Genomic DNA, 5,363 nt, shown 5'->3' on the forward strand with positions numbered 1-5,363 from the left:
TAAATTTACCTGAGTTGCATAACGCCCGCTTAAGGGGCAGCCAACGCTACTTCCAACTTTCCGCATAACACCGTAATCACAAAAACCAACGCATAGTGAAAATGCCACGCGTTGGCTGTCCCTCTTGAAGCGTTTGTTATAAGCGTGCTAGCGTTTTTCTACTTTGCTATTCAAACCAGAGACTAATGCAGATGCCTTAGTCTTTGCTGCTTCTTGATATGTTTCGAATACATCTTCATTTTTTCGTCCACTAAAATGAAGAACTCCGTGAACCACTGCCATAAAGAAGGAAACAACAACAATAAAAATTGGTGACAAACCAAGACCTTCAAAATTTAAAGATATCAATCCTAAGACAAAGAAAAGACTTGAAGCTATAGCAATTTTTTTACTACGAGATGAAGATTTCATAAGCATCCATATAAGCAAGTTAAACTTATGAGATGTTACAGATTATCAATTACGCATAAGTTGACTTAATTAACAGAATTAAGAGCTTATAACGCCCGGCTAAGGGGTTGACAACGCACCGCCGAACTCAAAAAACACACTGTAAACACTGAACTTCAATTTTGCACTAAAGTCGCCAAGCGTTGGCAATCCCTCTTGAGCCGTTTGTTATGCAAATTCAATGAGATAAACTGAATTATCACGACCAAAAGCCACAATTGCAATGGTTGAGTGATTCAAGAACCACCCCAAACAAGAACTGTGATAAATGAGCCGCCAAAACAAAGTCCACCTTTCAGCAACAAACCAAGCTTTTGAATCAGGAAAACTTAACGAGCGAAACCTTCAGCAAGTGCAAAATGCTCGATAAACTTGCCCTTTCCACACTTTACGCACGCTGAATTGGCAACGAACCAGCGCTAAAATTGATTGAGGCAAACAAAGAACCTTAGCTGTTTTACGGCTTGAGTTAACCACGAATTTGAGGATAAAAAAGCTCATTTGCCGACAATACCAAACGAATGGCCGGAGAAATCCTAAAAGATTGAAACCCTAAATTTACCTGAGTTGCATAACGCCCGCCTAAGGGGCTGACAACGCATACCGCCAAACTCAATCACAACAGCCGAAACCACCGCGGCTCAATGGGACTGGAAACGCCACGCGTTGACAGTCCCTCTTGAGGCGTTTGTTAGGTGAATTTACTCGTACACCTGCCCATTGTGTTTCAACCAACCATGAGCATGACGATTTTGAGGATCTTTATGAGTCCAGTGAAGAACCCCACCTTTTTTGTTCCATTCATATTCACCATAAAACTCAACACTATCGCCAACTTTCAAGTTCGGAATTCTCGGCGCTAAGTCGATGTTATGAGCAACCAGCAATGTTTGTCCGCTATTGAGCTTTAAGATGAATTTTTGATGCTTTGAACCATCGTTGTCATCAGGTAACACTTTCACTACCTGTCCGAATCCTTGAACTTGTATATCACTTTGTTGCGATTTATAAGCTTGTTGTAAAACGGCGTCATTGGCATGCAAGCCGACCGAAAAAAAGCTTGCGAGAACGAGCCAAAAAGCTAAAAACCATTTCATAAAACTGTCCTTGTTCAATCCACTGACCATTCACCTAACGCCCGCCTAAGGGGCTGGCAACGCATAACACTAAACTCAAACACAACAACCGTAACCACCGCGGCTCAATGGGACTGGAAACGCCACGCGTTGACAGTCCCTCTTGAAGCGTTTGTTAGCCGTTTTTACCAAACCTACTGTTTCGTTAGCATTAAGCGACGCAAATCTCGCTCCGCACGCATAACAAAAAGAATACGAACCTTTTCATCATCATACTTGTAGAAAACACGACACGGATTTACAACTACTTCACGATAATTGAGGTGTTCTAGTTCTGGTGGGATGCGCCCAGACTCTGGAAAATCGGCCAAACGTTCAACTTTTGTAAACACGGTTTGCACCAGTTGTTTAGCAGCCACGACATTTTCAAGTGCGATGTATTCAGCAATATCATTCAGATCGGATAGAGCCGGCTCCGTCCAAATTATTTCAACCATTTTGACATTCTGTCCTTAGCATCTTGATGGCTGACCACTTTGCCATCCGCTAGAGCTCGTTCGCCACGAGCAATGCCTTCGAGGATCGCTAGACGATTTTGCATAAATTCATAATCATCTACATCAATAAGGTAAGCTGACGGCTTTCCGTGCTCAGTTATCAATACTGGCTCTTTCGTATCATGAAGATCGGCAAGGATCTTAGTGGCCTGACGTTTTAGTGACGTCACAAGTTCTACTTTCATTTGAGCTGCTCCAAAGAAATACCAAAGTGATACTATTCTATCACTCTAAGCATAGCAAGCTTTCAAACGGCTAACGCCCGCCTAAGGGGCTGGCAACGCACTACCACTAAACTTAAACACAACAACTGCAACCACCGCGGCTCAATGGGACTGGAAACGCCACGCGTTGACAGTCCCTCTTGAGGCGTTTGTTAGGTGCGGGACTATAAACTCAAAAGCTCGCCAAAATTGACGAGCCTCTGTGTTAGATTCTGCTTTTCAGTTCAGTATAAATATTCTCCAGAATATGAAATTCATCTTCCGTCCAACAACGAGCTATTGATACCCAGTAATCACCCGTTTCATCTGTACCTTTAAACTCTACTTTCAACTCATACTTTCTCATTGAAACCAAAGCCAAAATCAGAGCAATAATGAGCGCGAAAAAACCAAACTCAGGTACAAAAGCCCAAGTCGCTGCTGACAGTAAAATGGCGTATGTTGTCACTTTAACCACGTTATCTTTGAAGCCAAGACGCTTCAGTTCAATACTCTTGATTTTACTTAAGTGATAACTCTCTTTTTTCACTTTCAGCTCTGATGCTGTTACTTGAAAATCATTAGCCGTGTAGGGTTGACGAAACCGAATAGCATTTACTAGCCACTGTACTTTCTCGTTACTTTTTTCCACCTTTATTCTCCATGTTATTAAAGGTTAGCAAAAACTAATGTAATCATGGTGTTAAAGGTTATTTTCAAAACGACTTATACATAATCAGGAAAAATGCATCAACAAAAATAAAGCCAAACTGTGAATGCCACACACCTAACGCCGTGTTAAGTGGTGAGCAGCGCTACCACCAAAACTAAAGACATTGTGCCATAAACACATAAGCAAAACTTTGAACTGAAGCCACCGAGCGTTGCGAATCCGTCTTAAACACCTTGTTATACCGCTTGTTTGCAACTAAAATGACCAAGTTAAAGACCGCTTTAAGGAGCTTTTAAATGACTGCTAGAATATTAGCTGATGTTGCTGCAAGTATTACTGAGTTTAAAGCAAACCCGATGAAGGTTGCTTCAAGTGCTTATGGTGAACCAGTAGCCGTGCTAAACCGAAATGAGCCAGCATTTTACTGTGTGCCAGCTGCCGCATACGAAATGATGATGGACAAACTTGAAGATATTGAGCTACTTGCTATAGCAAAAGAACGCGAGTCTGAATCAAGCATTTCGGTGAGCATCGATGACTTATAATCTTGAATTTAAAAGTAGCGCACTTAAAGAGTGGAAAAAACTCGGCGCTACTTTGCAACAGCAATTTAAGAAAAAACTGATTGAGCGTTTAGCTAACCCACATGTTCCTGCATCCAAATTATCCGGGTCAGAGAACATGTATAAGATCAAATTACGCCAATCTGGCTATCGCTTAGTATACAAAGTGCAAGACGACGTAGTTATTGTTACCGTTTTAGCCGTAGGTAAACGTGAACGTAGCGATGTATACAGAAAAGCGATGACAAGGCTCAACGACTGATTGCGGTATAACGCCCGCCTAAGGGGCTGGCAACGCATAACACAAAACTCAAACACAACAGCCGAAACCACCGTGGCTCAATGGGACTGGAAACGCCGCGCGTTGACAGTCCCTCTTGAGGCGTTTGTTATGTGCGTGCTATTTGTGAGCCTTGTTCAGTTGCAATAAATCCCATTTGTTTCCATAAAGATCTTGGAACACAGCCACTGTCCCATACTCTTCAACTCGAGGTTCTTCGTTGAAGACAACACCATTGGCCTTCATTAACTCATAATCTCGCCAGAAGTCATTCGTTTGTAGAAACAGAAAAACACGACCTCCAGTCTGATTACCGATAAACTGAGTTTGTTCATCTGTACTCGCTTGAGCTAACAGTAAATTTGTCCCATTCGAATTGGGTGGTGAAACTTGAACCCAACGTTTGCCACCACTCAAATCGGTATCTTCAATCAAACTAAACTGAAGCTTTTTTGTATAGAACTCAATGGCATCATCGTAGTTTTCTACGACAAGTGCGATATTGCCGATTTGCTGTTGAACCACTTTAGACATGCTGACTTCTCAAGATTTCAAAAGCCGGATTCTACACTACTTCGAGATTTTTCGAGAAAGCACATAACGCCCGCTTAAGGGGCAGCCAACGCTACTACTAAGCTTCCGCATAACACCGTAATCACAAAAATCAACGCATAGTAAAAATGCCACGCGTCGGCTGTCCCTCTTGAAGCGTTTGTTAGGGCAATTATTATAAACTTGTAACTTACCGTTTTTAGTTTCACGCCAAACTTCAACTCTAAATTGATCTACAGAAGGTGGGGAACGCTTCGGCTGAGGCTCTCGAGGCGTTTGTGGACGCTGATCAGGAATAGTTAAGTCATCTCCATTATAGTCGATTAACCTTAATTCCATTTGTTCAGGAACTACTGGCGTTTGATCCAAAGAATCTTTGAGGTAATTTACAAATTCAGGAGCTTCCTCTAGTTCTGTACCGAAGATTAATTCTGCCTCTTGCATTGCCATTTCGACTGTTATTTTACCACTCTGAACTTTGGCAAAAAGAGTTTCTAAACGAGCAAGCGATTCTCCACGCTTTCGTAATTTAGGTTTAACTGTACTAAGGTCAAAAGGCGTGCTGGCTCTTTCCCCAAGATAGTCACCAATTGCCTTAACTTGATTACTTATCGTTTGAAGTCCAGAGATGAATGAACCATATTGGGCGATGCCAAAATACAAAACGCTTGCAGTAGCAAGTATTTTACCTTTGGCCTTTATTGAGCCCTCTTCAACCTCTAGTACAAGAGAATAGTCATTTAGTTCTAAGTTCTGCCCAACATAAAGCTCCCACTCGTCGAAAAGCTGTGTCGAATAACTTTCAAAATCTTCACGAGGTAAACTTGGCACTCCGATATAGAAATCTACTGTACCTATATTTGCCATTTTTATTCCTTTCGCAAAACTTGAATTGCCCTAACGCCCTGCTAAGGGGTGAGCAATGCACTGCGAAAGCTACCGCACACAGCCTTAATCACAAAACTCACCGCATGCTGAAAATGCCACGCATTGCGAATCCCTCTTAAGC

9 protein-coding genes are annotated in these 5,363 nt (G+C 42.1%); 2 read left to right on the forward strand and 7 right to left on the reverse strand.

Annotated features, from left to right (window positions below; genetic code table 11):
- Positions 1-147: 147 nt before the first annotated feature.
- From AACU59_RS03020 to AACU59_RS03040, 5 genes are all read right to left on the reverse strand, one after another.
- Positions 148-411 carry a hypothetical protein gene (locus AACU59_RS03020; protein WP_161437755.1) on the reverse strand — a complete coding sequence of 88 codons (264 nt, stop codon included), beginning with the start codon at positions 409-411 and terminating at the stop codon, positions 148-150.
- 740 nt (positions 412-1,151) lie between these two features.
- On the reverse strand, positions 1,152-1,547 hold the full coding sequence (locus tag AACU59_RS03025) for a DUF3465 domain-containing protein (RefSeq protein WP_033931678.1): 396 nt from the start codon (positions 1,545-1,547) through the stop codon (positions 1,152-1,154).
- 173 nt (positions 1,548-1,720) lie between these two features.
- The gene (locus AACU59_RS03030) at positions 1,721-2,023 is read right to left on the reverse strand and encodes a type II toxin-antitoxin system RelE/ParE family toxin (RefSeq protein ID WP_094145673.1); all 303 of its coding nucleotides are present in this window, start codon (positions 2,021-2,023) and stop codon (positions 1,721-1,723) included.
- The gene (locus AACU59_RS03035; RefSeq protein WP_000861987.1) at positions 2,011-2,268 is read right to left on the reverse strand and encodes a type II toxin-antitoxin system Phd/YefM family antitoxin; all 258 of its coding nucleotides are present in this window, start codon (positions 2,266-2,268) and stop codon (positions 2,011-2,013) included. Before AACU59_RS03035 ends, AACU59_RS03030 begins: the two co-directional genes overlap by 13 nt.
- A 244-nt stretch (positions 2,269-2,512) precedes the next feature.
- Complete coding sequence (locus AACU59_RS03040) at positions 2,513-2,938, reverse strand: hypothetical protein (protein WP_094145674.1); 426 nt, start codon at positions 2,936-2,938, stop codon at positions 2,513-2,515.
- A 317-nt stretch (positions 2,939-3,255) separates the two neighbouring features.
- Between AACU59_RS03040 and AACU59_RS03045 the strand changes: the two genes are divergently transcribed.
- Both AACU59_RS03045 and AACU59_RS03050 read left to right on the forward strand, forming a co-directional pair.
- Positions 3,256-3,504, forward strand: coding sequence for a type II toxin-antitoxin system Phd/YefM family antitoxin (locus tag AACU59_RS03045; RefSeq protein WP_045571639.1), 249 nt, complete (start codon positions 3,256-3,258; stop codon positions 3,502-3,504).
- A complete protein-coding gene (locus tag AACU59_RS03050; RefSeq protein ID WP_045571640.1) occupies positions 3,494-3,784 on the forward strand; it encodes a type II toxin-antitoxin system RelE family toxin in 291 nt (96 codons plus the stop codon). Before AACU59_RS03045 ends, AACU59_RS03050 begins: the two co-directional genes overlap by 11 nt.
- A 138-nt stretch (positions 3,785-3,922) precedes the next feature.
- Here AACU59_RS03050 and AACU59_RS03055 read toward each other — a convergent pair whose 3' ends face one another.
- Positions 3,923-4,336 (reverse strand): VOC family protein, encoded by a 414-nt coding sequence (locus tag AACU59_RS03055; protein WP_094145675.1) that lies wholly within the window; start codon positions 4,334-4,336, stop codon positions 3,923-3,925.
- 36 nt (positions 4,337-4,372) lie between these two features.
- The gene (locus AACU59_RS03060) at positions 4,373-5,221 is read right to left on the reverse strand and encodes a hypothetical protein (RefSeq protein ID WP_337247336.1); all 849 of its coding nucleotides are present in this window, start codon (positions 5,219-5,221) and stop codon (positions 4,373-4,375) included.
- Positions 5,222-5,363 lie beyond the last annotated feature (142 nt).

Source organism: Vibrio sp. V23_P3S9T160 (genome assembly GCF_963886625.1).
GTDB classification, from domain to species: domain Bacteria; phylum Pseudomonadota; class Gammaproteobacteria; order Enterobacterales; family Vibrionaceae; genus Vibrio; species Vibrio anguillarum.